This is a genomic window from Paenibacillus albidus, from assembly GCF_014644435.1.
GTDB classification, from domain to species: Bacteria; Bacillota; Bacilli; order Paenibacillales; family Paenibacillaceae; genus Paenibacillus_AQ; species Paenibacillus_AQ albidus.
Genome location: NZ_BMKR01000011.1, coordinates 133,587 through 157,951, shown reverse-complemented (window position 1 = coordinate 157,951; position 24,365 = coordinate 133,587). Strand labels below are relative to the sequence as shown.

24 protein-coding genes are annotated in these 24,365 nt (G+C 52.3%); 15 read left to right on the top strand and 9 right to left on the bottom strand.

All coding sequences use genetic code 11. The annotated features are described in order from the left end of the window. Positions 1 to 93 precede the first annotated feature (93 nt). Positions 94 to 1,347, bottom strand: coding sequence for a TerD family protein (locus tag IEY53_RS15290; RefSeq protein ID WP_189026314.1), 1,254 nt, complete (start codon positions 1,345 to 1,347; stop codon positions 94 to 96). Between the two features lie 46 nt (positions 1,348 to 1,393). Continuing rightward, positions 1,394 to 1,951 carry a hypothetical protein gene (locus IEY53_RS15285; RefSeq protein WP_189026312.1) on the bottom strand — a complete coding sequence of 186 codons (558 nt, stop codon included), beginning with the start codon at positions 1,949 to 1,951 and terminating at the stop codon, positions 1,394 to 1,396. Positions 1,952 to 2,294: 343 nt separating this feature from the next. On the opposite strand from IEY53_RS15285, the gene IEY53_RS15280 reads away from it, so the two are divergent. Both IEY53_RS15280 and IEY53_RS15275 read left to right on the top strand, forming a co-directional pair. Beyond that, the gene (locus IEY53_RS15280) at positions 2,295 to 2,870 is read left to right on the top strand and encodes an RNA 2'-phosphotransferase (protein WP_189026311.1); all 576 of its coding nucleotides are present in this window, start codon (positions 2,295 to 2,297) and stop codon (positions 2,868 to 2,870) included. A 24-nt stretch (positions 2,871 to 2,894) separates the two neighbouring features. Further along, positions 2,895 to 3,416, top strand: a complete 522-nt coding sequence (locus tag IEY53_RS15275; RefSeq protein ID WP_189026309.1) for a mismatch-specific DNA-glycosylase — start codon at positions 2,895 to 2,897, stop codon at positions 3,414 to 3,416. 127 nt (positions 3,417 to 3,543) lie between these two features. Here IEY53_RS15275 and IEY53_RS15270 read toward each other — a convergent pair whose 3' ends face one another. Next, positions 3,544 to 4,479 carry an MraY family glycosyltransferase gene (locus tag IEY53_RS15270; RefSeq protein ID WP_189026450.1) on the bottom strand — a complete coding sequence of 312 codons (936 nt, stop codon included), beginning with the start codon at positions 4,477 to 4,479 and terminating at the stop codon, positions 3,544 to 3,546. A 212-nt stretch (positions 4,480 to 4,691) separates the two neighbouring features. Here IEY53_RS15270 and IEY53_RS15265 point away from each other — a divergent pair, with 212 nt between their 5' ends. Both IEY53_RS15265 and IEY53_RS15260 read left to right on the top strand, forming a co-directional pair. After that, on the top strand, positions 4,692 to 5,390 hold the full coding sequence (locus IEY53_RS15265) for a YjjG family noncanonical pyrimidine nucleotidase (protein WP_189026307.1): 699 nt from the start codon (positions 4,692 to 4,694) through the stop codon (positions 5,388 to 5,390). A 42-nt stretch (positions 5,391 to 5,432) separates the two neighbouring features. Then, positions 5,433 to 6,170, top strand: a complete 738-nt coding sequence (locus IEY53_RS15260; protein ID WP_189026305.1) for a stalk domain-containing protein — start codon at positions 5,433 to 5,435, stop codon at positions 6,168 to 6,170. 235 nt (positions 6,171 to 6,405) lie between these two features. On the opposite strand, the gene IEY53_RS15255 is transcribed toward IEY53_RS15260, so the two are convergent. Continuing rightward, positions 6,406 to 7,383: a ring-cleaving dioxygenase gene (locus tag IEY53_RS15255; RefSeq protein WP_189026303.1), complete on the bottom strand. Its 978-nt coding sequence runs from the start codon at positions 7,381 to 7,383 to the stop codon at positions 6,406 to 6,408. Between the two features lie 205 nt (positions 7,384 to 7,588). On the opposite strand from IEY53_RS15255, the gene IEY53_RS15250 reads away from it, so the two are divergent. From IEY53_RS15250 to IEY53_RS15230, 5 genes are all read left to right on the top strand, one after another. Then, positions 7,589 to 8,407, top strand: a complete 819-nt coding sequence (locus IEY53_RS15250) for an AAC(3) family N-acetyltransferase (RefSeq protein ID WP_189026301.1) — start codon at positions 7,589 to 7,591, stop codon at positions 8,405 to 8,407. An 84-nt stretch (positions 8,408 to 8,491) separates the two neighbouring features. Further along, the gene (locus tag IEY53_RS15245) at positions 8,492 to 10,801 is read left to right on the top strand and encodes an outer membrane protein assembly factor BamB family protein (protein WP_189026299.1); all 2,310 of its coding nucleotides are present in this window, start codon (positions 8,492 to 8,494) and stop codon (positions 10,799 to 10,801) included. A gap of 79 nt (positions 10,802 to 10,880) precedes the next feature. Next, positions 10,881 to 11,030: a hypothetical protein gene (locus tag IEY53_RS15240; protein WP_189026297.1), complete on the top strand. Its 150-nt coding sequence runs from the start codon at positions 10,881 to 10,883 to the stop codon at positions 11,028 to 11,030. 139 nt (positions 11,031 to 11,169) lie between these two features. Next, the gene (locus tag IEY53_RS15235) at positions 11,170 to 12,588 is read left to right on the top strand and encodes an RtcB family protein (protein WP_189026295.1); all 1,419 of its coding nucleotides are present in this window, start codon (positions 11,170 to 11,172) and stop codon (positions 12,586 to 12,588) included. A gap of 494 nt (positions 12,589 to 13,082) precedes the next feature. Continuing rightward, complete coding sequence (locus IEY53_RS15230; RefSeq protein ID WP_189026293.1) at positions 13,083 to 13,688, top strand: DUF1349 domain-containing protein; 606 nt, start codon at positions 13,083 to 13,085, stop codon at positions 13,686 to 13,688. Positions 13,689 to 13,805: 117 nt separating this feature from the next. On the opposite strand, the gene IEY53_RS15225 is transcribed toward IEY53_RS15230, so the two are convergent. Beyond that, entirely contained in the window at positions 13,806 to 14,618 is an 813-nt protein-coding gene (locus IEY53_RS15225) for a hypothetical protein (RefSeq protein WP_189026291.1), read from the bottom strand. Between the two features lie 326 nt (positions 14,619 to 14,944). Here IEY53_RS15225 and IEY53_RS15220 point away from each other — a divergent pair, with 326 nt between their 5' ends. Next, positions 14,945 to 15,877, top strand: coding sequence for a manganese-dependent inorganic pyrophosphatase (locus IEY53_RS15220; RefSeq protein ID WP_189026289.1), 933 nt, complete (start codon positions 14,945 to 14,947; stop codon positions 15,875 to 15,877). Positions 15,878 to 15,991: 114 nt separating this feature from the next. Here the strand turns inward: IEY53_RS15220 and IEY53_RS15215 are convergent, their stop codons facing one another. Further along, positions 15,992 to 16,822 (bottom strand): AraC family transcriptional regulator, encoded by an 831-nt coding sequence (locus IEY53_RS15215; RefSeq protein ID WP_189026287.1) that lies wholly within the window; start codon positions 16,820 to 16,822, stop codon positions 15,992 to 15,994. A gap of 166 nt (positions 16,823 to 16,988) precedes the next feature. Here IEY53_RS15215 and IEY53_RS35895 point away from each other — a divergent pair, with 166 nt between their 5' ends. From IEY53_RS35895 to IEY53_RS15200, 4 genes are all read left to right on the top strand, one after another. Then, complete coding sequence (locus IEY53_RS35895) at positions 16,989 to 17,660, top strand: sugar-binding domain-containing protein (RefSeq protein WP_308424223.1); 672 nt, start codon at positions 16,989 to 16,991, stop codon at positions 17,658 to 17,660. After that, complete coding sequence (lacZ, locus tag IEY53_RS15210) at positions 17,657 to 20,098, top strand: beta-galactosidase, LacZ type (RefSeq protein ID WP_308424222.1); 2,442 nt, start codon at positions 17,657 to 17,659, stop codon at positions 20,096 to 20,098. The genes IEY53_RS35895 and lacZ overlap by 4 nt, the downstream gene beginning before the upstream one ends. 154 nt (positions 20,099 to 20,252) lie before the next feature. Continuing rightward, positions 20,253 to 20,954, top strand: coding sequence for a pirin family protein (locus IEY53_RS15205; protein WP_189026285.1), 702 nt, complete (start codon positions 20,253 to 20,255; stop codon positions 20,952 to 20,954). 53 nt (positions 20,955 to 21,007) lie between these two features. Next, the gene (locus IEY53_RS15200; RefSeq protein ID WP_189026283.1) at positions 21,008 to 21,340 is read left to right on the top strand and encodes a hypothetical protein; all 333 of its coding nucleotides are present in this window, start codon (positions 21,008 to 21,010) and stop codon (positions 21,338 to 21,340) included. A gap of 65 nt (positions 21,341 to 21,405) precedes the next feature. Here the strand turns inward: IEY53_RS15200 and IEY53_RS15195 are convergent, their stop codons facing one another. After that, on the bottom strand, positions 21,406 to 22,134 hold the full coding sequence (locus tag IEY53_RS15195; RefSeq protein WP_373293862.1) for a peptidylprolyl isomerase: 729 nt from the start codon (positions 22,132 to 22,134) through the stop codon (positions 21,406 to 21,408). A gap of 167 nt (positions 22,135 to 22,301) precedes the next feature. Here IEY53_RS15195 and IEY53_RS15190 point away from each other — a divergent pair, with 167 nt between their 5' ends. Next, entirely contained in the window at positions 22,302 to 23,534 is a 1,233-nt protein-coding gene (locus IEY53_RS15190) for an MFS transporter (protein ID WP_189026281.1), read from the top strand. 78 nt (positions 23,535 to 23,612) lie between these two features. On the opposite strand, the gene IEY53_RS15185 is transcribed toward IEY53_RS15190, so the two are convergent. Both IEY53_RS15185 and IEY53_RS15180 read right to left on the bottom strand, forming a co-directional pair. Next, a complete protein-coding gene (locus IEY53_RS15185) occupies positions 23,613 to 24,083 on the bottom strand; it encodes a hypothetical protein (RefSeq protein ID WP_189026279.1) in 471 nt (156 codons plus the stop codon). Between the two features lie 16 nt (positions 24,084 to 24,099). Beyond that, complete coding sequence (locus tag IEY53_RS15180; protein ID WP_189026277.1) at positions 24,100 to 24,291, bottom strand: hypothetical protein; 192 nt, start codon at positions 24,289 to 24,291, stop codon at positions 24,100 to 24,102. Positions 24,292 to 24,365 lie beyond the last annotated feature (74 nt).

The window sequence follows — 24,365 nt, the reverse complement described above, 5'->3', positions numbered from 1 at the left end:
TATACATTAGAACAGCTCGAAGTCTGGTGACGAACGCTAATCCATATCAACAGCCTTCAGGAATCCCTTATTTTTAATCTGATGCTCTCCTTGTTATTTGCTGCCGGCTTCCCATTTCAGGTTCCAATGATAACGTTGATCCAGCTCTCTGTGCCCGGCAAAATATTCGACCAGCCGCTCCACGCTGAACGTCTGGTCATTGACATTGCGGATCATGGCGATGGCGCACATGCCCTTGCTGTTGTTATGCTCGTCCAGGCGAACCTCGATCTCCGGGCCGCCCTGCTGCTTGATGGAGACGATGCCGTCCGCTTCAGACCAGTTGGTGATGCCTTCGTAAATAAAGGCAAAAATGACGATCCGCTCGATTTCATGGAGATAGTGCCCATTGATCCGCAGGTTCTCTCCGGTGCTCACAGCGCCGGTGCGGTCGTCTCCATCGAGGGAAATAAACGGAGAGCGGTTCAGAGAACCAAAAGACTCGCCAAGGGCCTGAATGGCGCCCTTCATGCCATTTTTCAGCTCAAACAGGCAGCCGAGGTCCAAATCTACCCCCTTGCTGCCGAACCAGCCGGAGGATTTGCGCTGATTCCAATTTAAGTTGACCAGGATCTCGCCCATCGGGCCGGTACCTTTTTGCAGGTTAATCGCATCTCCGCGTTTCTTTAGGACGATTTTGCTGAAATCAAAGGGAATGCTGTTTGGCTGCGGGGGAGTGGAGGTTTCCTGCCTGGGCTCCGGGGAGGGAGTTGCCGGGGGGCTGCTGCCCTCATTGTTCTGAACCTCTATACCGTAGCTTGCACACAAGGCTGCCAGACCGCCGGCATAACCCGAACCAATGGCGCTGAACTTCCACTCGCCTTTGTATTTATATAATTCACCTGCAACAATCGCGGTTTCTACAGAGAAATCTTGATTGATCGGATAGCGGATCAGCTCGCTGCCGGTGGCGGAATCGATAATCCGGATATACACGTTCTCCAGAAGCGAAAAATTCTGCCGTCTGCGCTCCCCTTCATAGATGGTCAGCGCAAAGGCAGCCCGCTCATATTGCGGAGGGATGCTGTTGAGGACGACGGAAAGCCGGGTCAAATCGCTTGCACCCGCAAAGGTATCCGAGGCATTATCCATTACAGAGATGGACCCATTGGGGCCGGACGGGTTGCCGTAGAAGATCAAGTCCTCATCTCTGGTAACCTTCTGCTCTGCAGTCAGTAGAAACACTGAGAAATCAACCTCCACGGCAGCGTGGTTATTCTGCCAGCCCATGCCGACAATGAGGGTGGACAGCAGAGGATTAGCTTTGGTCAAGTCTGCTTTTTGTCCTTTGATTAACGAGATAGTCATTGAAATCAGCCTTTCGGAAGAGAAATGAAGAAGGAAGATAGTGCGGCTACCATCTGCGGCGGTCTCCCAGATTCAGATCTGTGCCGTTCAGTCTGGAGAGCCTGTCAGCCGCATCCTCGTAGATGCGGACAATTTCCTGTACTTTTTGAAATTCCCGGTCGGAAGGGCCGAGATCATCCATGAACATGCGCTGCAAAATATCCTTATAAAAAGCAACCCGCTGCTTCACAAGATCATGCTCGTAGGCGATCACTTCTTCAATCGTATGCTGCTGAACAAAGGCCATTAGATCGTCGTCCGGATCTTCGTAGGATTCGCGGTCGTTGCTCGCAGCAATCGGAATGTTGGGATGATCCAAATCCACCGATGAGCGTAAATTTGAAAAAAGAATATTCTCCTTCGCAAGCATGACCTGGAAGGCTTTATTGGTGAAAAGATCCTGTACAACCAGCACGCACATGGCCTGGTTGCCCAAAAGGATTCCATCAAACGGATGAAGAATCCATACCTCATCTTTGCGGAAGAGATTGAAGGTGAAATATTCGCCTCCATATTCATATTTTAAATTGATGGCGGTCGGAGAAATAATCTGATATTGAAACATGAATAGAACCTCCTGCTATGAAAGTAATGAAATAATTACCTGTTTATCATAGCAGAATCAGGAAGGTCTGGGCACTATATAAACTGAACTTGGAACTTTTCTATATAGGAGTGGATCGTGACTATGGTGAATGTTTGGACTTCCGGCCGCTGCCCATCTGCAGATTTCTTTATTTATAACGTGGTTCGCAGTTGAAATCTGCAGACAAAGGCGGACACTACCGCTCCTCCAGTTCCAAAATCCCCCTTCGTCACTATTCCTATATTTTTAATTTTTTAGGTTCAATCTATATTTCCACTCTTAAAATAATACAAATCAAACATCCGATAGAGGTGAAAGATAAATGTTAAGCCACGCCGCTGAGGTTTCCCTCAGCAAATACATGACGCTGCTCCTGCGGCACCAGCCGGAGCGGCAGGGTCTGGTGCTGGATCCTGAAGACGGGTCCTGTACGCTGGAGGAGCTGCTCAATGTTATCACTGCTGCGTCCAAATGGTCCAAGGTAACCGAGGCGGACCTCCGCCAGGTTACAGCGAACAGCGATAAGCAGCGTTTTGAGATTGAAGGCGGCCGGATTAAAGCACGCTACGGGCACAGCCACACGAAGGTGGCTTATACCCCGGGCACACCGCCGCCTGTTCTGATGCACGGCACGCATCAAGGCGTGCTGCCAGTCATTATGGATGAAGGGCTGCGGCCGATGGGGAGACGGTATGTCCATCTGTCGGAGGGGGTCCATTTTGCCGGGTTGGCCGGAAGCCGCAGAGGTAAGCTGGTCTTGTTGTCCGTGGATACGGTTGAAGCTGCCCGGCTCGGTGTAAGCTTCTATTATGCAGGGAATGAAGTATGGCTGGCGGACACGGTTCCGCCCGGTTGCCTCGCCGTATACGAGCCACAGGCACGGGAACATATCAAATGATAACCGCCAAGGAGGGGAAGCCCGATGGAAGAGGTGCCGGATCATCTGGACTACGGCTTGCAGATTGTGTTTATCGGCTTTAACCCGAGCCTGCGCTCGGGGGAGGTGGGGCATCATTATGCCAATCCGCGCAATAACTTCTGGCGGATTCTGCATAAGGCAGGTCTGACGCCGCGTCTGTATGAGGCGGCAGAGGATGGAGAACTGCTGAAGCTCGGTTACGGCTTCACGAACATCGTGGCCCGTCCGACGCGTGGAATCGACGATATTACCCGGGAAGAATACAATACGGGCCGGGAGTTGCTGCGGGCGAAGCTGGAACAGTACCGGCCGAAGGTCGCCTGCTTTGTGGGCAAGGGCGTGTATACGGAGCTTGCCCGCCGAAGCAAAGCGGAGTGGGGGTTTCAGGAGGACACCGAGCCCGTAGTGGATGGGGTGCGTGAATTTGTGGCGCCTTCCTCCAGCGGCCTGGTGCGGATGCCGATGGAAGAGATTATCGGCATCTACCGGAGGCTATCTGATTATACGGCGGAGCAGGGGGCCTAGGGGCTCTCCCCTTTTTCATACTATGTCGGGTGCCCTCCGCTAATAGTTGCAGGATTCCGAAATATGAAGAGACGACAAAAAGGAGTGCAAACCGTATCTGGTTCGCACTCCTTTGGCACGTGAGCTGCTAGGCCTGGATTAGCAGGAGGATAATCGAGGACAAGGACAGGCATACACTCACAAGACACAACACGGCAACGACCTGCTTCTGGTTTAGTCCGGCCCGCAGCAGGCGGTAGTGAACCTGGGTGGCATCAGCCTGTACGATGGACTTGCCTTGAATGGCACGTTTGATGACTACGAAGATATTGTCAAAGATCGGCACGCCCAGTGCCAGAATCGGAATGAAAATCGACAGGACCGTAGCCTGCTTAAAAGCGCCGTCAAGCGCAATGACTGCCAGAATAAAGCCGAGGAAGGTGGCTCCGGCGTCGCCCATAAAGATTTTGGCAGGAGGTTTGTTGTAACGCAGATAAGCAATGGTAACCCCTACCAGAGATATGGCCATAATGGCGGAAGCCGTTTGACCTTTGGATAGCGCTACGATGAACAGAGTAACAGCCGATATTGCGCTGAGAGCGCCGGCTAAGCCATCCATGCCATCCGAGAAGTTAATAACGGTAGTTACACCAAAGATCCAGAGAATAGTCAGCAGGAATTGCAATACCACCGGCAGGACGATGTAATCGCCCGAGAATGGATTGAAGAATCCCGTAAACGCATTTCCGGAGAGATACACCAGCACCGCAGCGGAGATCTGCACAATGAACTTCGGGAGTGCCGGGAAATCCTTGCCTTTCGTCTTGTACCAGTCATCAATGGTGCCGATGGTCAACAGCAGTACACCGCCTGCGAACAAGGCGACGGTCTCGATACTGAAATCACGTGCAAAAGTGAGATATGTAAGAAAAAATCCGATGAATATGGCATAGCTGGCTGTGAGGGGGATGGGCTCTCTATGTATTTTGCGTTCAACGTCCTGGCGGGGTTTGTCCACAAAATCAAGCCGGAATGCCAATCTTCCGAGCGGAGGAATCAGCAGGTAGACAATCAGAAACGACATCAGAAACGAAAAAACGTATAAAATGATGCTCACCTTCCATTTGTTCGAATTGTAAAAAGGCTTACTTCCCGAAGTATACCGCAAAAAGGCGGGACTTGTCGATGATGTGTCCTTTTTCGCCGCACGTCAGCGGCCCTGACTTGTAACCCTGCAAGTTTGACTTCCCCTGCAAAGGTATAGTACTTTTGGAAAAAGACAATATGGGGGTAGAGATGAAATACGACGTCATTTTATTTGATGCGGATGATACCTTGTTTGATTACGGAATGGCGGAGAGTCAGGCGCTGCTGAATGCTTTTGTCCACTTTGGACTGCCTACGGGAGCGGAGGATTACGCAGCCAGCTACAAGGAGATTAACAGCGCTTTATGGAAGGACCTGGAGCAGGGGCGGATGACTTCCGCGGTACTGCGGGTCGAGCGGTTCAACCGCTTGTTTGCCGCGCACCGTCTGGAGCTTGATCCGGAAGCTTTTAGTACCGCGTATTTGAAGTTTCTGGGGGAGGGGACCTACCTGATCCAGGGAGCTGTTGAACTGTGCGGGGCACTTGCGGAATGCCGGCTTGCAGTGATCACGAACGGAATCAAAGATGTGCAGACAGCCCGAATTGCCGGCTCGCCGCTGTCGGATACCTTTGAGCAGATTATTATCTCCGAGGAAACGGGCTTTCAAAAGCCGGAGACGGGTATTTTTGATTATGCTTTTGACAAGCTGAGCCTTACAGACAAGACAAAAGTGCTGATGGTCGGCGACTCCCTGACTTCGGATATTCAAGGCGGAATCAACTACGGGATCGACACCTGCTGGTTTAATCCGCTGGCCAAGGCCGGTATACCTGGGATTCAGCCTACCTATGAAATCCGTGATTTAGCGGAGCTTGTGGAGATTGCGGGAATCGGTAAATCCGGATGAACCAGAAGCAGCAGCCTTAAAAGCGATTAAAAATTTGTACCCGTGTTTAATAGATTAGGACCCAAATTTTATACCCTGGAGGGGATCACTACGAAGAAGAAATGGATGATTGCAGCTTTTGTCGCCACCGTGACCGTAACCGGATCAGCCGGGGTCTATGCAGGCGCCAAATTGGAACAAATCAAGGCTTACCTGAATCACAGCATCGGAGTTGTTGTCGACGGCACGCCTTATTGGCTAAAGGACGGCAATGGCAAAACCCTTGCACCTATCACCTACAATGGGTTGACCTATCTGCCGGTCCGTTCGATCTCGGACGCTCTGAAGGTGCCGATTACGTACGATGCCGCCAACTATAAGGTGAGAATCGGCAGAGACAGTTCGTCCGCTACTCCATCGGCCGGCACCGGCGGAAGCGAAACGCCTGCGCCGACGCCTGCGCCAACGCCGGTGACCAGCAAGACACGGCCGGTCAATCTGCCGAAGGACTTTCCGATTCCGCAGGATGCTTTGATCTCAACCACCGTGGATACCAACTCGGGAGGCGTACAAAAAGTAGCTTTTACCTATTCGTCCCAGGAAACGCTCGAAACTATGGGATTCGTCTACAGTGAGTATGTACGGATTAAAGGGCTGGATAATGAATCACAGTCCATCACAGCGAGTTCCATCAAGATTAGCGGCAAATTGGGCGGGATGAGCCCGTTGTCCATCACAGCTTCACCTTCGGCGACCCGTCCCGGCTTTAACAACTTCACCATTACCTGGTCGGAGATTTAAGGTCAGCTGCCGTACAGCAGGCAACAAAAGGCCTTCATCATTTTTAGAATACCCGAACAAAGTCAGCAAAACAGCGATTCTCCCGTTACCAAGAGAATCGCTGTTTTACGTTGTGGGAACTGTGTGGCTGGGATATTATTACAACTTGACCGTCACCTTCACACTACGATCAGCGCACTGTCCCAAGCAGCTATTTTCATGGCTTATGGGACAGCCCTATAGTCATCTTGTACGCTTATTGCCGCGTATCCAGAGGTTTCAGATGCGCCTCAATCTGGGCGCGTTTGGACTCCAGGAATGGCGGCAGGGCCAGCGATTCGCCCAAATGCTCGATGGGCTCATCGGTAGCAAAACCCGGCCCGTCGGTCGCCAGCTCGAACAGGATGCCGTTCGGCTCGCGGAAGTACAGGGAACGGAAGTAGAAACGGTCTACGAAGCCGGAATTGGGCAGCTTGAATGTACTTATACGTTCGACCCACTGTTTCAATTCTTCCTCGTTGTCTACACGGAATGCCACATGGTGCACCCCTCCCCGGCCAAGACGCTCTTGCGGAAGATCATTGCGCTCTTCCAAGTGTACCTCTGAGCCTGAGCCGCCTTCTCCGGTCTCGAACACAATCACATCGGGCTGTCCGGGCGTTGTGGACGGGTACGTGCTTTTGCGGCGGAATCCCAGCAGCTCTTCAAGAACCACCGCTGACGTTTCGGCAGATTCCACGGTCAGATGCGCAGGGCCAAGGCCGATAATGCCATATTCGGCGGGAACAGGGCTTTTCGCCCAAGGCTTGCCGCCTGCAACACCGGCGTTGTTCTCGTCCGACACCAGCAGGAAACGCTGGCCTTCATGATCGCGGAACGATAACGTCAATCGTCCCCCGAGTTCGGCAACGGCCCCATGCTCAATGCCCAGCTCCGTGAACCGCTGTGCCCAATAGGCAAGTGCGGCATCGCTTGGCACACGCAGGGAGAGTGCAGAAATGCTGTTGTTTCCGTCCCGGTTGCGTCCGGCCATTGGCAGCTCGAAGAAGGTCAGCTCCGTACCGGGATTGCCTTGCTCGTCCCCGTAGAATAGATGATAAACGGAGATGTCGTCCTGGTTTACGGTTTTTTTGATCAGGCGCAGGCCCAGCACTTCGGTGTAGAATTTGAAATTTTCCGGGGCTTTGGCAGTAATGGCGGATACGTGGTGCAAGCCTTTTAGTGTTAAGCTCATGGGTAGGACCTCCAGGTTAGTTGTTTGGTTACGTAAGGATTTAAATCGAAATTCCAATGGAAAGTACATGATTAATTTTAAGTTACTTTCATTTTAATAGTAAAATGGAAAAAATGCAAGTGCAGGATCAGCCCTTGCCCCCAGGCATGCCGCCCTGCATTCCGTTATAATTGGGTATACGCTTTGAACAGGGGAGAGAAGGAGCATGCATAACCAAATAAGCTTAATGAAACAAATGGAAGCTATGGGGCTTAACCCGGCAGGTACCCTCCTTGTCCATTCTTCGCTGAAAAGCGTGGGCGAGGTGCAGGGAGGTGCAGATACCGTACTCGATGCGCTCTCAGCTTATATGAAGGGCGGGCTGCTGGTGCTGCCCACGCATACCTGGTCTTATATAGATGCGGAGAATCCGCGTTTTTCAGTGCTGGATTCCCCGTCTTGTGTGGGGATTCTGCCGGAATTATTCCGGAAGCGGCCGGGTGTCATCCGTTCCTGGCACCCGACCCATTCGGTAGCTGCGCTGGGTGCGGATGCTGCCTCATTCACCTTAGGCGATGAACGCTGGGATACCCCGTGTGCCCGGGGTTCGGTCTGGGGCAAGCTGCTGGACCGGCAAGCGGACATTATGCTGCTGGGTGTGGACCTGCGGCGGAATACATTTATTCACGGAATTGAGGAATGGCTGGACATTCCCGGACGCATGACGGACGAACCGGAACCGCTCTACACGTTGACGCCGGATGGCAGGGAAATCCCTGTTCCTTCACGGCGGCACTGCGGCCTCTCCTGGTCGCAGCACTTCTGGAAAGTGGAGCCCATGCTTAAGGCGGGCGGTGCGCTGCGGATGGGAACCTTCGGTGATGCGGAAGTGAGGATATGCGGAACGGTGCAAACAACGGCCATCCTCAGCCGGATGCTTGCCGACAATCCCGATTTGTTCTCGGACAACGAACCCCTTCAGGGAGAAGTTCAGCCGGAACCGCTGTCCCGGACCAAGCGGGGGCTGCCGCGAGGTGTGCAGTAAGCCATTCTCTTCCGGAAATTAGCAACTTTTAGGATATTGGGGGCGTCTAATCTTGTAGGCTTTTGTACAAGGAGGACACTTCTGATGAACAAAATATATCGTTATACAGCGGTTATTGCCTCGTCGATCTTAGCCTGGGGGACGCTGAGCGGCTGCAGCGGCACGGCCGGGAACGGAGCTGCGGCTAAGCCGGACTCCACATTTGCTGCACCCGTGGAGACAGCAGGTTCCACTGCGGGAACAGGCGTGTCCGCTGAGGCCTTGACCGCTGAGGGGAAACAGACTGTGCCGAAGACCATGGAGCTTCAGCGGTATGCCCCGTTTTTTGTCCAGCCTTATCCGGCTGAAGCTAAGGAGAAGCTGGATGTTTTTTTCTATGCGGAACCCGGGACAAAATACGACTGGATTGAAAAGTCAGGGGATTGGCTTGCTTTTAACACGGAATACGGGCAGGCCTGGGTACCGGAATGGTACGCGGAGGAAGCTGCGGCAGACATTACACTGCAGGAGCCAGAAAGGCTGACCCCTGTTGCAGGAGCGAAATTGTCGCTGCGTCCGGGAAGTGGAACGACCTGGACGGCAGACCAGTGGAGGGACAGTTCGTCCGGCGGCCAGTGGATTTCTTTGCTGCGTTGGGAGGATTGGTACGGCATTGTGCTCGTCCCCAAGCAGCTCAATAACCAGTCTCGTGCGATTCGCCCTGCTTTGCTGTGGATTCGGGATAGCGATATCGCCTCCAGGAAGCAGGTTGGCTCCAACCTGGGGCAGTCCGGCCTCGCTCTGGATACGATCCGGGCCATTGTAGACATTGCGCTTCCAGCCGGGTCCGAGCCGTCCGCGGTGGCTAAGCTGCTGGGCGAACCCGACTTCAAGGAAGATTCGTTCGCTCTCAATTATACAGGTGAGCCGCTGCGGGTTGGTAAGGATTGGCGTTATGAGACGATGGACCCGCAGCTGACTGCAACCTTTTCGGAGCTTGGCAAGCTGGAACATCTGACCTGGGATATACAGCCCAAAAGCCGGCAAGAAATGCAAGTGTCTTCGTATCAAGGCTTATTCAGCAGTTATCACTTGCGGACCATCGAAACTGTGTCTTCAAAAGCTCTGAACTGGACGTGGAGACACCAAGGGGATTTGGCCTTTACGTATCTACGGTATGGAACACCTGAGCACCTGTTGATTGCCGGGGATGACGGGGGCTTAAGCGGCATGCATGATGACAGCAGTCTATATGCGCTTGACCGCGCCAGCGGCAGGAAGCTGTGGCAGATTAATGCCGGATATGGCGGAAGTTTTACAGCGTTGGATGAGAGTGGTCAATATTTAACAGTGCTGACCCCGCTGTCCCCCGATAAAAAGGAATATAACTATCATCTGCGCCGCCTGCGTATGGCGGACGGTAGTATCGTGTGGGAGAAATATTTGCCGCAGGAGAAAAATAAGGTCAATTTCAGCGCAATGGCCGGGGTCGGAGAAGGCATTGTTGTATATGGCGATTCTGGTGATAACAGCGACTCTATGGTTGTTTCCGGCCTAAATGCAGTGAATGGCAAACCCTTATGGACCAAACAGCTGAAAAGCGGCTCAAGAATTATGAACAGCGGCAATGAGCCCTATGTGCTTATTCGCAACATGGAGAAGCTGACGGCGCTGGACCCAGGTACCGGGGCTGCTGTCTGGACGGTTCAGGGCAAACGTGCAGCTTCGGGTGAGGAGCCTTATGAAGAGGCGGCTATGGATTATCTTCCGCAGCGGTCAGATCCGTTCAACAGTCGGGGCAAGGAACGCTGGTTCCTGCTGGGCAAGGAGCGGCTGCGGGTGGATTTGCAGACCGGCAAAGTGATCGGCCGATTCGCACCACAACCGGCAGCTGCAGATTCCATCGTCGGCTGGAACGGCAGTCTGCTGCTGGTTCAGGAGGACACTGACAAGCTCGACACGGGGACAAGCTACGATGTAACCTACCTGCTGGATACGGCAACCGGCAAAGAGCTGTGGCGGAAGGAAGGCGGCGCGGCCGGAGCCTATTTTGCAGGAGAGAAGCTATATCTGTTCCTGAACGGAGCTGCCACAGCCTTGGATGTGCAGACAGGCAAGGAGCTGTGGAAACAGCAGGTATCGGAACTTGCGTATACACGCGATGATGTCAAACCGTTCGGGATGCTGCTGCGTCTGCTTGGGAACGGACAACTGCTGATGGCGAGCGGCCAGGATCTTATCCTGCTGCGTGAATCGGACGGGAGCATGCTCTACCGTGTCGGCGATGCAGTCATAGAATACCCCGAGGCCAGGGATAATGATATCCGCAGCGGGGTTATCGTGAGCGATGGGCAGGATGTGTATCTGGGATCGGCGAACGGGAAATTTTCCAGGCTGAGACTTCCTTTGCCTTAGATCTTGACATGATTTGGAATAACATGGTAAGCTGTCAACAAATTTACGGGCCTGCAGAGGGCAAGGGAGGTACAGGATTATGCTAACAGTAAGACACAACGATCAGCGCCGCAACTCAGATACGCGTTATTTCAGTGAACAGATTTCCAATCCCTATATCAGCGATACCCCTGTATTGCGCAGGTCCCTTGTGCCCATGCGGGTTGCGGCTGCAAGCCGGCATCCGTAGAAGTGGTGAACGGGAATCTGGGCTGCGCACACGTTTCCTTTTCTTTGGTCCTTTTGGACGGAGAGAGAAGGGGCGGGTCCGCAGCCTTTTTTGTTGTTCAAGAGTCAAGAACAATGTTCAGGAGGGTGGAGAAGAAGAGATGAATTGGAACAGTAAGGCGCACGGGCGTAATCATCATGAGGTTGAGCTCCCGCACGGGAAGCTGCATGTGTTCGCCAATCCGGAAATCTTCGGGTCTTTTGAAGCCAAAGTGTACGAAATGGCAGACAACAATCTGCGGATTCCCCGCAATAAGTACATGGGATATACACCGGACGCCCATGTCGGTGTTGGAACCTGTATCGGGACGACAGCGGTGTGGAATATGAGAGACGGCATGGTGTCACCTTCGATTGTAGGTGTGGACATCGGCTGTGGGATGCGGGTGCATACGACCCCTTTGCATAAAAGTGATCTGCAGGACAAAGCGGTCCGCCGCAAATTAATAGAAACGATCGAAAAATATGTGCCCACGAATGAACGCGTTAACAGCAACTATGCCGACATTGACATTATGGAAGTGGTCCGCGGCGGTCTGGAAGGATTGCCGGATAAGTATATCCCTTCCAAGCAATGGATCACCCATGTGGAGCAAAGCAATTTCCGCTATGACCATGCCGCACTGGAACAGCTCCCGCCCAAAATCCGCAAAAATGCACATGGGCAATTAGGAACGCTTGGCAGCGGCAACCACTTCTGTGAGCTGCAATATCTGGAGATTGCCGAGGAGCAGAAGGAGCTGGCTGCCCGGTGGGGCCTTGTGGACGGCGGAGTTGTCGTGATGATCCACTCCGGCTCCCGGGCCTGGGGGGCTATGGTGGGGCGGGAGCACACCAAAGTGATCAAAGAAGCCATGCATCAATGGGGAGTAAGCAATCCTGATCCCAACCTGAATTATGCACCGATCCACAGCCGCGAGGGCGAAACTTATTTGAACCTGATGTACTCGGCGTTAAACTTCGCGGTGAGCAACCGGCATATGATTGCGTTCGGCGTTCAGGAAGCATTCCGCGAGCTGTACGGCCCGGAATTTGAAATGCCGGTGTTGTACGACCTGATGCACAATTATGCTCTGAAGGAATTCCACCGGAATGAGCCTATGCTGGTACACCGCAAAGGAGCTACGCGGGCGCTGCCGCCGGGACATTTTCTCAATACGGCAGTCTATAAAGAAACCGGACATCCGGCGCTGATCCCCGGTTCCATGGGAACGGCTTCCTATATTATGGTGGGGCGGGACGAGGGGCTGAAAAACTTCTATTCCATCTGCCACGGGGCCGGAAGACTTCGCTCCAGAAGAGCCACGCGGCTGGCGGTAACGGTGGATGAATTCAGCCAATCGCTCAAAGTAGGAACCGAGGAGGAGATTGTCGTCAATCACCGCTCCCTGGAGACGATTCTGGATGAATGTCCGCAAGCATACAAAGATGTGGACCAAATTATCGACAGTATCACCGGTGCCAAGCTGGCTGATGTTGTAGCGAAGTGCAAGCCTATGGCCGTAATCAAAGGAATCTAGTGCAGCCAGAGATCGCTAGCTAGAGTGCACTTTATACATCAGGATGGGAAAAAGTAGGCTTGTTTTAGGAATTCAGTGTATTTGGTGCAGCAGGAACCGCAGCATTCGCCGAAAAGTGCCTTATAGCTATCACTTGAATGTACAAAATACATCATTATGGATGTTTGAGCCTCGTTTAAACCATTCTGAGGTACGATATACATTAGAACAGATCGAAGGCTGGTGACGAACGCTAATCCATATCAAACAGCCTTTAGGAATCCCTTGTTTTTAATCTGATGCTGTACTAGTACCCCTGCTGCGAGTGTTAAAGGCTCATCTGGAAGCCATTCCAGAATTGCGCTCGTATTTGCGCCAACTCAAGCTGCTGCTGACTTAGAGGCGGTATATCAAATTCATTTTTTACTATTTAATCGATACTATAATCCTACTGTTTAAGTCAGTATTTCTTTATGATATTTAATATAGATTGAATTCATTAGGAGGAATAAACAATGAGTCAAGCAAACTTCAAAAATTATAAGTGGTTGAATGAGGAAAGCATCAAGTTTAAAGAAGATACCATTATAATGAATGCATCCGCACAAAGTGATTTTTTCTGCAACAATGGTTCAATTGCCGAAGAAGGTATTACACCTGCAAGTCTAAGCAATGCGCCCTTCTTCTATACAGAGGTTTCCGGAGATTTTGTGATGAGGGTAAAGACGAGCCACGCTTTCAAGGATACTTACGATTCGGCTTCCATTATGGTGTTTAAAGATTTAACGGTTTGGGCAAAAGCCTGTTTTGAGCTTACGGATTTTAATACCCATGCTGTTGTCAGTGTGGTGACGAACCAGACGTCGGATGATGCAAACGGATGTAATATTGAGGGCAATGAAGTATGGTTACAGGTCGCAAGATCCGGGAACTCCTTTGCCTTTCATTATTCCACAGATGGCAAAAAATTTGATATGATGCGCTTCTTCAACCTCCCGGTAGAAGATACAATAAAAGTAGGTTTGCTGGCACAAGCCCCTACAGGACAAGGTGGAGAAAGAATTTATCAGAACTATACACTGGAATATAGAACCGTTAAAAATATAAGAATGGGTGAATAAAGTCATCAAATGATTGCCGTAAGTGTTCATAGTGAACAAGTCAGTTAAAGCCGTGCGGATTCCCGCACGGCTCTTATTGTTTCAGGACGGAGTCTAGTACCTTGACCGCGAATAATTTTACCTTTTTTCTGTGTCTGAGAGATCCTCCACGCTGGCATTTAGTGTATTTACGATGTAGCTTGAGACTATGACTCCTTCCGGATCCACTCCATCCACGATCTCAACCTCTTCACCACCCAGCATCTCCTCGTTCCACTCTGCGCCTGTATCGAGCTGATAGGTTAATTGCTGCGGGTCTTCTCCCTGTTCCTGTACATAACGGACAACAAGTTCTATCGGGTCCTCGCGTACCAGCCCCTGATAAGGGTCCCTGACGAGGGTTCTTTCTTTGCTGAACAATTCAGCAAGCGTTTCATCACCGGAGGCCAATTCCACCTGCAGAGTCACTGTCTCTGCCCCCAAATGAAAGGTTCCCGTGCCTTTGATTTCACCATCTTCAAGGAGAAAGGTGCCAGTATCACCCGCAAGCTCATATTCTCCAAGGAAATCTATCAATCGATCTCCGTCATATACAATCAAGGACAACATGGGGACAGGCTCTGAATCCAAGTTGTAGTTAAGAAATAAACCGCACGTATTGCATCCGCTATTCTGGTTGAACTCTGTGTCGCTCCAATCCCCTTCGTAATCCGCCAAATCCGGTGCAGGTGTTGGAGTTGCTGCCAGTGCTTCAGGGACCTCTGCTATTTCTTGGGCTTCCGGTTCTTCCGGTGCAGGTGCAGCAATCTCTGTGTGCACAGCTGCAACAGCAGCTTCGTTTTGCGCTTTTGGAGTTTTTTCAGTATCTTGTCCGCTGCAGGCACTCAGGGCCAATACCCCTGCAAACAGGACTGCTGTAATAATAAATAATCTGACTGCCGGAACTCTCATTAATTCATGACCACCTTTTTTAATGTGTATAAATTGAACTAAAGACTCTCCAAAAAAGCAGGAGGAACGTAGGGGAAGTTTGGAACTGTAGGAGCGGTAGCGTCCGCCTTTGTCTGCGGATTTCAACTGCTATAAGCAGTTAATCATAGAAATGTGTAGACAATAGCGGCCGGAAGTCCAAACATTCACCGTAGTTACGCTTGTGCTGATTGTGTAATTCTTTTGTTCAACTTATGTAGTTAAATCTTTCAATTCTCCGAATCTGGATTGCGGCTATCAATGTATGGTATATTTAATTCACAAAAAACATAGTAAGGAGATTGGAAATGAAAAAAACACTGATCTTTGGACACAAAAATCCGGATACGGATACTATTTGTTCAGCAATTGCCTATGCTTCCCTCAAAAAAGAACTGGGCTGGGATGCCGAGCCGGTCCGCCTTGGAGAAATTAACGGCGAAACGCAATATGCGCTGGACCATTTCGGCGTACAGGCTCCGCGCCACGTTGAGAATGTAGCCGGTGAAGCCGAACAGGTCATTCTGGTCGACCACAATGAGCGCCAGCAAAGTGCGAATGATATTGATCAAGTGCGTGTGGTTGAAGTTATTGACCATCACCGGATCGCCAATTTTGAGACAGCTCACCCGCTGTATTACCGTGCTGAGCCTGTAGGCTGCACAGCTACCATCCTCAATAAGCTGTACAAAGAGAACGGAGTGGCGATTCCTAAGGCTATTGCCGGTCTGATGTTGTCCGCGATCATTTCCGACTCCCTGCTCTTCAAATCGCCAACCTGCACAGCGGAAGATGTGGCGGCAGCGCGTGAGCTGGCTGAAATCGCCGGTGTGGATGCGGAAAGCTATGGCCTGGATATGCTCAAAGCCGGTGCCGATCTCAGCGACAAGAGTATTGCACAGCTGGTCTCCCTGGATGCCAAAGAATTCTCGATGGGTGCGTACAAGGTTGAAATCGCGCAGGTAAATGCTGTCGATGTGAACGATGTGCTTTCCCGGCAAGTCGAGCTGGAAGCTGCGCTTACGGCTATTATCGATGAAAAAGGACTGGATCTGTTCCTGTTCGTAGTTACAGATATTCTTAACAACGATTCCGTCGGACTGGCCCTGGGCCGTGTGGCAGGTGCGGTAGAACAAGCATATAACGTGAAGCTGGACGACAACAAGGCCATTCTCAAGGGTGTCGTTTCCCGTAAATCACAAATCGTGCCGGTACTGACCGAGACGATCGCCAAGCTGTAAGCGAACCGGAATCATTTTTCATAAGCTCCGCCCAAGCCATCCTTAACCGATGGCGGGCGGGGCTTTTTGGTGTGCTTTTTCAGTCTTCTAATTTCCCGCTTCAGACGCCCGGCCTTAATCCCGCAATCCGTGCAGCCGCATAAATTGCTCGGGTGTAATGCCTTCCTGGCGCTTAAAGTGGGCAATAAAGTAGCTGGAGCTGCTGAAGCCTACGTCTCCGGCGATATCGCTGACTCTGCGCTTTGGGGAATGAAACATCAGCTCCTTGCTGCGGTTGATCCGCTCCCGGTTGACATACGCCATCGGGCGCATGTTCATGGTCTTGCGAAACAAAGTGCACAGCTGCTGCTCGCTAAGGCTGATGCAGGCGGCCAGCTCCTGCAGGGGCAGCGGGCGGTGAATATGCTCGCGGATGTGGCGGATCACCGGCTGAATCCTGCGGTGCAGGGGTTCTGTCGCCGCCGATGAAGCCGATACCGCAACCCCGATATCCAGTAAAAAGCTGTAAGCCAGCTTAGAGCATTCCGTGCCGGACCGGGTATCGCTGCTCTGGGCGGCGGCAATAATCTCCTCAAGCATCTGCTGCATCTTGAGGGGATCGGAGACTGAATGAACGCCGGAGCTGAACACTCCCGACCATTGCAGCAGAGCCATAGTTTGCTCTCCGCCAATGGATAGCCAGTACAGCTCCCAGGGTTCGCTTGTGGCGCGGTAGGCATGGGAGACGCCCGGATACAGGCAAAAGCTTTGCCCCGCCTTGACCGTGAACTCGCGGTCTCCCGCCGTCAGGATGCCTTCACCTCCAGCCACGTAAAACCACTGGAAGTCGGGGAACCCTTCAGGACGGCGCATCGGCTCCTGATGTTCCCAATGGCCGACGGTTGTTACATAAACGGGCAGCCGGGTTTCATTCTCGGTAACCATTGGAAATAAAGAAATATCCATAGTTCATCCTCTACTTTCAAATATTGATACTTATGTATAAAAAGCTTGCATTTAAAATGGAATTATCTCAGCCTATACTAATAATATAATCGTATCAAAACAAAAGTGGGCCTGGCAATCCGAAAAAGCCTCTGAATGCTTGCCCTGACCTTAGGAGGAATCAACTTTGAAACGAACCAAGCTTCATTATACACCGCCGGGCAATGGTTATCCCGAGTGGAACAACAATCCCGAGATTTTTCAGATCAACCGGCTGGATGCCCATGCATTCACCCTTTCGTATGATTCGCTGGAACAGGTGCTGGACGGTGATCTAACAGCCTCATCCTCTTATCTGTCCCTGAACGGCACCTGGAAATTTGCCTGGGCCAAGAATCCCGAGCAGCGTATCAAGGAGTTCTATCAGGATGATTATGCGGCTCTGGGCTGGGCTGATATGCCGGTTCCTTCACACTGGCAGCTGCAGGGCTATGATTACCCGCAATATACAAACGTCAATTATCCCTGGAAAAAAGATGAACCCGATCTGAAGCCGCCGTTTGCTCCGACAGGCTACAATCCGGTAGGTTCTTATGTTCGGAATTTTACGGTTCCCGAGAATTGGAACGGCCAGCCGGTATTCCTCAGCTTTCAAGGCGTTGAATCCGCCTTTTATGTGTGGATCAACGGTGAACTTGTCGGATACAGTGAAGATACGTATACGCCGGCCGATTTTGATATCACCCCCTATTTGCGGGAGGGAGAGAACCGGCTGGCTGTCGAGGTATACCGCTGGTGTGATGCAAGCTGGCTGGAGGATCAGGATTTCATCTGTATACCGCGCCGGAAGCACGTTTGAGTGATTATTTTGTCAATACCGATCTGGATGACGAATACCGTCACGCGCAGCTTCGAATCCGTGCCAAGCTGGTTAATGAAAGCGCTGGACAGGATGCTGGAACGATGACGGTAGCTGCGCAGCTGTATGACGGGGAGCGCCAGCCTGTACTGGCTGAACCGTTGAAGCTGACGGCAGCCATCGGAACAGGCGCAGGGGCTGAGACAGAGGCGCAGGTCTTTGTGGAGAACCCGCTGAAATGGAGTGCGGAACAGCCCCACTTGTATACTCTTGTACTTACAGTCCTTGATGCCGCCGGTGCCGTTGTGCAGCGGACCGGCTGCCGGATCGGATTCCGGAGATTTGAGCTGAAGGACGGACTGATGCTGATTAACGGGCAGCGCATTGTATTCAAGGGCGTGAACCGTCATGAATTCTCCTGTGATTCCGGGCGGGCCTTGTCCTATGACCATCCGGAGGATATGCTGCGTGATGTTCAGCTGATGAAGACCCACAATATCAATGCCGTACGCACCTCTCACTACCCGAATCATCCAAAATGGTATGAGCTGTGTAATGAATACGGATTATATGTGATTGATGAGACCAATCTTGAAACGCATGGCAGCTGGGAATACGGCCAGCAGGAGCTGGGAGATACGGTTCCCGGCAGCAGGCCGGAATGGACCGCGAATGTGCTTGACCGGGCCAACTCCATGTTCCAGCGCGACAAAAACCATCCCTCCATTGTGATTTGGTCGCTGGGTAACGAATCATTCGGCGGGGATAATTTCCTGAAGATGTATGATTTTTTCAAAGAGCAGGACCCGTCCAGACTGGTTCATTACGAAGGCGTATTTCACTATCGCCCTTCGGATGCGGCCTCCGATATCGAGAGCCATATGTACACCTCGCCACAGAAGGTGGAGGAATACGCCAAGAACTCGCCGAAAAAGCCGTTCATTCTGTGCGAATACAGCCATGCCATGGGCAACTCCTGCGGCGGCCTGAAGGAATACTGGGACCTTTTTGCTAAATACCCTGTGCTGCAAGGAGGTTTTATCTGGGACTGGGTCGATCAGGCGATTCGTGTGCAGGATGAAGATGGACAGTCGCATATGGCTTATGGCGGCGACTTCGGGGAGCCGATTCATGACGGGAATTTCTGCGGCAACGGCCTGATTTTTGCCGACCGTACCGTATCTCCGAAGCTGTATGAAGTCAAAAAATGCTATGAAAGTGTACAGATTTCCGCAGAGGATCTGGCAGCAGGCAAGTTCGCTATTCGCAATAACTATCTCTTTACGGATCTGAACGCCTATGAACTCATCTGGGAGCTGCTCCGCAACGGGGAATGTGTGCGTGAAGGAAGAATGGAACTTTCTGCCGCGCCTGGAGAGCAAGCCATGGTGGATCTCGCTGCCGCCTATCCGGAAACCCGGGAACGGGAGGAGGAGTGGATTCTGACGTTGCGCCTGGCTGTTGCGAATCCTCCCGTCTGGGTGAAGGAGCTGGGAAGCGATGTTGCCTTTGAGCAATTTATCCTTCCACTGCACGCGGTTCCTGCGAAGGTGCTGGAGGAAGCGGATTCTTCCTTGCCTCCGACCCTGCTGGAGATGAAGGAAGAGCATTTTGTGGTCAGTGGCCAAGGATTTACCCTGGCTTTTGACCGGAGTACAGGACTTTTGACATCTTACCAACGGGATGGCAAAGAACTGCTGCTGTGGCCAATGGCACCCGGATTCTGGCGGGCCGCTACGGATAATGACCGCGGGAATCATCTGCCCGAACGTTCCGCTGTGTGGCGGCAAGCAAGCCAGGCTAGGGAACTGCTGGCTTGCGAGGCTGAGCGGGAAGCGGGAGGCGCGGTGCGGGTGGTTTCGCAGTTGGCTTTTCCTGCTGCAGCAGGTTCCCAGGGGACCCTGGACTGCCGGATCTCGCCGGATGGAGAAATCGATGTCCGGTTCACACTGGTACCGGGAGCGGGATTGCCCGAATTGCCCGAGGTGGGAGTCAGCTTCGGAATGGCCCCTGAATTCAGTGAGCTGAACTGGTACGGCAAGGGACCTTTCGAGAACTACTGGGACCGTAACGGCGGTGCGGCCATCGGGGCGTACAAGGGATCGGTAGCCGAGCAGATGGTGCCTTACCTGCGTCCGCAGGAATGCGGCAATAAGACCGGTGTACGTACAGCCGAGGTCAAGAACAAGGAAGGTTCCGGGCTGCAAATCGCCGGGCTGCCGCAGGTTGAGCTCAGTGTCTTGCCTTACACACCTTATGAGCTGGAGGAATGTACACATCCGCACCTGCTGCCGGTATCCCAACATACCGTCGTAAGGGTGAATGCACAGCAGATGGGTGTCGGAGGCAATGACAGCTGGGGAGCTTATACGCTCCCGGAATATACACTGTATGCCAACCAGGCCTACAGTCTGGCCTTCAAGCTGAGCGGTATATAATACAGTTTCAACTTGTCTTTTTTGCCAACAGTGCTGCGCTCTTCTGAAGAGCCGGCACTGCTTGGTTTTTTTGAGATGATGCCGTGTTTTCTGCTACAATATTCTAAAGCAACGCTTTATTCAAATTCATAATCCACCACCAGGAGGGATGTCAATGATTCAAGTATATCCGGCGGCTGCAGCACATCGCTTTGATCACGGCTGGCTGCAGGGCAGCCATGTCTTCTCGTTCGGGGATTACTATGACCCTGACAATACGGCATTTGGACCGATGCGGGTCTGCAATGACGACATCATTTCACCTGGAAAAGGGTTTGGGGCTCATCCGCACAGTGACATGGAGATTCTCTCCATTGTGCTGACGGGACGTCTGCGGCATGAGGATAACCTCGGCAATGTGGTGGAGACTTCCTTCGGAGGCATCCAGCGCATGTCAGCGGGCACCGGGGTCATTCATACGGAGCATAACCCGTCTGAAGACGAGCCGGTGCGGATTCTTCAGCTGTGGTTCATGCCGCGCACGCGGGGGACGCAGCCGTCTTATGCAACGGGACGTTTTGATCCTGCGAAGCTGGCAGGCAGACTGTTGCCGGTCGTGGCTCCTGAAGCTTCCGCAGAGATCGTGGATATTGCCCAGGACATGACCATTTATCTCGGCCGGCTGAACGCAGGCCAGGAGCTGGTCTTTCAGCAGGAGGCAGGAAGACGGATCTTTATCTATCTCATTGAGGGGCAGCTTGAGGCAGGCGGCGAAGCTGTGCTGAGTCCGGGAGACTCTGCGCGGATTGAAGAGATCCATGAGCTTCATCTGGCTGCATCCGAAGAAACACTGGTGATGCTGGTGGATTTACCATAAGCAAATGTTTATGAAGTCAGCTATGTTAGGCATAGCTTGAGGAGGGACAAATCATGGCGCAGCAGCAGGAAAGGGTATTGGTTAAGCACTCGGTAACAGGCCGTATTCTCGTTAGCAGCACAGAAGGAGTCAGCTACACCTTTAACCCGCAAGGCGAACTTACGCTCATTACCCTTTGCGGTGTAACCGTTGATAAAGGTGCGGCGGTGGTTGAGCTGAAGTCGGAGCTGAACGTCTTTCGCTTCGAGGAGCCTCAGGATGGGCCCATCATCAAACATTGGTATTATGTTGGCGACAATCCGGTTGAATATGAGGAAGCCGGCCAATGTCTAAAGCTGTGGGTGCAGTCAGAGATTGAATACCGGCCCGATCAATATTGGGAATAAAGACAAAAACTCGGCAGGCTCCCTTTAGAGGTGAGTGTGCCGAGTTTTTTGTATACAGGAATAATTTACTGAACCTTTTGCGGTTCAGGGTAGGTCACACCAAGGGTATCAACAGTTACCTTTTTCATGACAGGCGGCTGTTCAGGCCGGTCCGAGGCATCACGCGGCAGGCTGACGATGGCTTGTACAACCTCCAGGCCTTCCGTAACCTTGCCGAACGCAGCATATTGTCCATCGAGGCTCGGGTAAGCTGCATCCATAATGAAGAATTGGGAACCTGCAGAGTCAGGCGCTTGGGATCTCGCCATAGAAAGAACACCTTCGGTATGCAGCAGATTGTTCACGAATCCGTTGCCGGAGAACTCTCCGGCGATGCTGTAACCCGGACCGCCAGTACCGGTGCCTTCGGGATCACCGCCTTGAATCATGAAGTCGGGAATCACTCTATGAAATATAGTGCCGTCATAGAAGCCCTTGTTAATTAAGGAAATGAAATTATTAACGGTGTTCGGTGCAACCTCGGGATACAGCTCGGCTTTTATCACTGTGCCGTTGTCCATCTCGATAGTTACGACAGGGTGGCTGGCCGTATCGGACGGAACTCCTTCGGAAGGAGCAGCCGGTGTCTCCTGGGGAGCCGGAGTTGCCTCAGTATTCGCAGTATTGCCTGCTCCGCTGCTGGTGTTGCCCGTGTTGCCGTTTGCTGCCGGTTTATTGCCGCAGCCTGCCAAGAGGACGAGCAGCAAGCACAGCATCGCCATCAGAATGACGGGTTGTTTTCTGGTACGTTTCACGTTTTTAGTCTCTCCTTTTCATGTGGATGGAATATACACATCCCTAATCATAACCTCTTTGTCCTGCCTGATGCAAAGGGAAGAAGTGCTTTTGGGATTGGCACATACTCCAAAGAGGTTTACAATAATAGGATGCTTCCAAGAACCAGCTGAAAGGGTGTGTGCTTATGTACTTTTCCTGGAAGCGGAACTTGATCGTGCTTTGGGTAGGTGTTTTCTTTTGCAGTACAGCGTATTCGATCTCGATTCCGTTCCTCTCTATCTTTTTATCCGACGAACTGGGTGTAACGAATCATTTGGAAATCTGGTCCGGTATCAGCTTTGGGATCACTTTTCTGGCCAGCGCTCTTATTTCTCCATTCTGGGGTTCGCTCGCCGACAAGTACGGGCGCAAGCCGATGCTGATCCGTTCGGGCTTCAGCCTGGCCGCCTTATACCTAATTAATTATTTTGTCCATGATCCCTATGTTTTTCTGCTGGTCCGTGTGCTGCAGGGCCTGCTGGCCGGATTTGTCCCGGCTGCCATCGCCATGGTGGCGACGAATACACCCGAGGACAAGACGGGGTATGCGCTTAGCATCATGTCTACAGCGGGAGCGACCGGCAGTATCATTGGCCCGCTGATCGGTGGCGTGGTGAGCTATTATACCAGCAATCGTGCCGCTTTTCTGTTCTCGTCTGTCATCGTGCTGGTATCGGCGCTGATTGCCACCTTTTTTGCTAAAGAGCATAACTTCAACCGCTCTGCCCCCAGGTCCCATGTGGCGGATGATATCCGGGAAGCGAGAAGCAACCGCGCTTTTATTACATTGCTTACACTAGCCGGTATCAGTACCTTTTCGGTCATGATCCTGGAGCCGCTGATTCCGATTTATTTGCTGGACATGGGGATATCCAAGACCAGCGCTTCACTCAGCTCAGGAATTGTATTCTCGGCCGTAGGGATTGCCACTGTAATCATGGCCCCGCAATGGGGGAGGATAGGCACGCGCAAAGGTTTTGGAACCATCCTGTTCATCGGTTTGATCGGTGGGGGGATCGGCAACATTCTGCAGTTTTTTGTGACGGGATATGTAGAATTTGCGCTATTGCGATTTGCTTACGGCTTGTTCTATGCCGGGGTGCTTCCCTCAGTCAATGCCATGATTGTGCAGGTGATCGAACCGGGCTTCCGCGGCCGGGCTTTTGGCCTGAACCAGGCGGCCTCCCAGCTGGCGACCATGGCCGGTCCCATTGTTGGCGGATTGCTGGGCGCCTTCCTGCCGATCCGCTGGGTATTTGTCGTCAATGGATTGCTCCTGCTGGGCGCGGCCCTGCTGGTGAAGACCCGGAAGCTGGATAAGCAGATCACAGCGACACATGAGGCCATGCTCAAGGAACGGGCCGCGTTGCCGGAATAGAGCGTTATGCCAGAACACAAAGGAACACAGCCCGGGGCAAACCCCTGCGGCTGTGTTCCTTTGACGTGCCTGTCAGCGTTATTCTTCGCCGTGTGAACCGTTCAGAATATCCGTGCCCGGCATGACATCAATGGGCGGAGAGACCGGATCGACGGCTGTATTCATTTCGATCTCGTCCGCATCGGGGACATCCTCCAGCGCAGTCTCCTCCACCCTTTCGATGTCCTCTTCATCATCGGCATAATCGATCACGCCTCCGGTCAGACCGGAAGCTCCGGCGGCAAACATGGCATCGGATTCGAGCAGTTCATCCCGCTTCGGCGCTGGAGAGGCCAAAACTCCACCGGCACGGTCCGCCCTGCGGCCCAAGGACGGCTCCGGGGTATCCAGCCCGATGTCGGCGGCCAAATATTCATCGCCGGTCAATACGGGATCGGAGCCATTATCGACTATCTCATTCGGAATATCCCGCTCAGGCGCGGTATCGCCCATTTTGGAATAACGTTCATATACAAAATCGGCCTCTGTTTTGTTGAATTCATTAGCCATGATGCTTCAGCTCCCTCTACTTGGATTGATTGGCTCTAAGATGGGTACGGACCGCTTCATTCACGGCTTGTTCCTGATCGTTGTCCGGCAGAGCTCCCGGGTAAGTTCCCTCTTGGAACAGACCGAACTTTTCATCTATATCCCGCTCTGTCACCAGGTCCTCGGCAGGTTCAGCTTTGGGAGTCTCTGAATTCTTGCTGCTGCTCATCGTAAACCTCCTTTTTTGCCAAGCAGTGTTGTATAATACTTCTTTACCCGCTTGGGCAGGAGCGAATCTTCGGG